This window comes from Rhodococcus sp. LB1 (genome assembly GCF_001583455.1).
Classification (GTDB): domain Bacteria; phylum Actinomycetota; class Actinomycetes; order Mycobacteriales; family Mycobacteriaceae; genus Rhodococcus_F; species Rhodococcus_F opacus.
In genome coordinates, this window is the sequence record NZ_LTCZ01000264.1 from 1 (window position 1) to 2,643 (window position 2,643).

The 2,643-nt window shown below is 66.1% G+C and carries 4 protein-coding genes; 2 read left to right on the top strand and 2 right to left on the bottom strand.

Features of this window, described 5'->3' with window-relative positions; translation table 11 throughout:
- Both AZG88_RS28840 and AZG88_RS28845 read right to left on the bottom strand, forming a co-directional pair.
- The coding region (locus AZG88_RS28840; RefSeq protein WP_061699850.1) for a hypothetical protein at window positions 1-245 on the bottom strand (245 nt) is incomplete at its 3' end.
- A gap of 252 nt (window positions 246-497) precedes the next feature.
- Window positions 498-749, bottom strand: coding sequence for a hypothetical protein (locus AZG88_RS28845; protein ID WP_061699848.1), 252 nt, complete (start codon window positions 747-749; stop codon window positions 498-500).
- Between the two features lie 701 nt (window positions 750-1,450).
- On the opposite strand from AZG88_RS28845, the gene AZG88_RS28855 reads away from it, so the two are divergent.
- Together AZG88_RS28855 and AZG88_RS54370 are read left to right on the top strand one after the other, a co-directional pair.
- Complete coding sequence (locus AZG88_RS28855; protein ID WP_061699851.1) at window positions 1,451-2,116, top strand: Rv1733c family protein; 666 nt, start codon at window positions 1,451-1,453, stop codon at window positions 2,114-2,116.
- The gene (locus tag AZG88_RS54370; protein ID WP_143767492.1) at window positions 2,106-2,579 is read left to right on the top strand and encodes a hypothetical protein; all 474 of its coding nucleotides are present in this window, start codon (window positions 2,106-2,108) and stop codon (window positions 2,577-2,579) included. Before AZG88_RS28855 ends, AZG88_RS54370 begins: the two co-directional genes overlap by 11 nt.
- Window positions 2,580-2,643: the final 64 nt, after the last annotated feature.

Below are 2,643 nucleotides of genomic sequence, written 5' to 3' on the forward strand. Positions count from 1 at the left end.
TCCACCGATCGCGGCTCGTCACGAACGACCAACGCGAACGACACCGACCGATCCGGTTCGCTCGGCATCCGCCTCACCAGCTGCCCGATGGCGGTATCGACATCCAAACCCGGCGCGGAGCCCGCAGCCTTGACCTCGACATAGACCAGGTGGCCGTCCTTCTCGGCAACGATGTCGACGACGTCCGAATCGGTCACCACCGTCCAGCCCCGAGACGACAACCACCCCGCGAAGTCCCGGGCCACGCGAGCCTCATCACCTCTCATACCGGACACGGTAAGCCAGAAACGTCAGTTCCGAACAACACCACAGCACGAAACACGTCCGGTGCGGTTATGCCACGACTGAGGGCTACCCGACAGATCATGCGATGAGATCGACGTACCGCCGTCAGGACCTCATCCGCGTCAGTCATGTAATCGACTGACTGCTAGCGACATTCGTGTGCACGATGTTCGCTGCCGCCCCAGAAGCGGCCACGAAGCGGCCGCCGCCGATCATTCTCCCCGGTGCCGGCCGGGCGTCCGCACGACCGAATCCGGGCCCGAGCTCGGGTTCGGGGCGGAGCGGTAGGAACCCGGATCGATGGTCAGATCTTCCGTGTCGGCAAAGACCAGCCGCCCGTCGTCCGCATAATCCTCGACCACCCCACCGGTGAGATCGGCCCCGGCGCTCTTGCGGACAAGCACCCGGACACCGACCGTCAACTCCGGGCCACCGACCGGCCGATTGCCGCTGTTTCGGGCCATGCTGATGCACCTCTCCACTCGGCGAAACTCCCGAGATCGAGCATAAGCACCACCCGGCCCGGTACGCGACCCGACCTGCACGAACACCACCCGCGCACGGACAGCTGCAGCAGCCGCCACTACGGTGCCGTCGGCGGCCACCCAGAAACGCCCAACACAAAACCCGACGTGCTGCGTTCGCGCAACAGCAACCGGCGCAGCCCGCCAGTCGGTTGCGCGAACGCAGTGACATCGTCGGACACGAGATCGGCGACCCGCTACCTCTAAACCCCGTTTCCCATTCGAGCGGCGAGTGCGAAGGTGCGCCCACCGGTCGCGGCCGAGCACGACATGGCTCGGACGGACTCGGCCACCGCCATGCAAGTCAACGACGCCGCGTGGCTGGCCTGGCCCTACTCAAGAAGGCCGCGCCGGTCAGCCCATCCCTGCCGCAGGACGCGGGCATCAGCGGCGCCTCCCCAAACGGCAAGTCCGACTGCCACTGCCACCAAGCAACGATCTCGACAAATTCACGCGGCCAGCACCGCAAGCCCAGCGACGACTCATGCACGAGGCAGTCGAGGAATACACCCACAATGCACTCCGCCTGAAACACCCTGCGTGAGCCTTTCCGGCGCTCGCCGAGCAACGTACGGAAACACCACCGCGGATTCCGTCGCACAATCGAAGGGAGGGAAGCAGAGATCCTGCTGGAGGTGACCATGCGTCGGGGAGAATCGGCACCGGTACCGGTGGCCGCACCGATCCGGTGGTGGCGGCTGCGCCCGTGGAGCCGCAACCACCTGATGCGCCCCAGCGACCGCTACGAGGCCACCCTCATCCTGCTCATCGCGGCCGTGGTCCTGCTGCTGATCCCCGTCGCCGCCGCGTTCGGCACCGTCACGCACACCCGGCTGGAACACCAAACCCACACGCTGCGCGCCGGCGTCCACCACCTCCCCGCAGTCCTGCTCGAGGACACCTACCCCGCCCCCGACATCCCCGACTACGCGCTCCGTCCCGCCGGCACCCAGAACACCGCCCGAGCCCGCTGGACCACACCCCACGGGGAGCGCACCGCCGCCGTCCCCACCGACACGCCCGCGAAGGCCGGCCAGGCCATCACCATCAGCGTCGACGCCGACGGCAACCTCACGGGCCCCATCCCCGACAGCCGGGAAAACACCGCCCTCGCCGTGACCGCCGCATGCGGGGTCTGGGCCCTCACGGCCGGCGCCGTACTCCTCGCCGCCGCACTCGCACACACCCTGTTCCACCGAAACCGGCTGCGGCGCTGGGCACAGGAGTGGAAACAGTTCCACGCGTCTTGTTCGGATCCAGTCAGCGCGAGTTATGGCGTGGGTATATCCTCGCGAATTGATTGGTGATTTGCAGGTCGCATCCCGCTTCTTCTGCGGCCTGCCAGAGCCTTTCGATGAAACGCCGCGTCGACATCCCGAACCTCTGGAGTGCCTCGTCGGCAGGTACTCCGCCGTATGGTGCCCAGATCAGGGCAAATCGGATAATTTCGGCGGCCTCTCCACTGAGATGGCGCTGACTCTGCTGCGCTATCCTCTCGCTCGTGCGTCGGCGCTGCGCCATCCTGTACCGGCGGACTTGCAGATCTATGACTGTCTCAACGTCCGTCTTGGCCTTAACGGGGTGGGAAGAATGCGGGTCGGCGTTCATAACTATTCCTGCGGTGTTGGTCTAATTCTCCAGGGCCTCGTCTGCGCGGTGCTTGAGCGTGCCGACGTGTGCCGGGCGGGACGATGTTGTCGATCCGGTCGAGGATGTCGTCGGTGCGACATCGATCGCGGCGAGAAGGTCATGCTCATCGTGCGCGGCTGAACCGTTCCAGGCCACTCCGCTCGGCGACCCACTGGGCCTAGAGCGCCTTGAGTTCCTCGGTGAC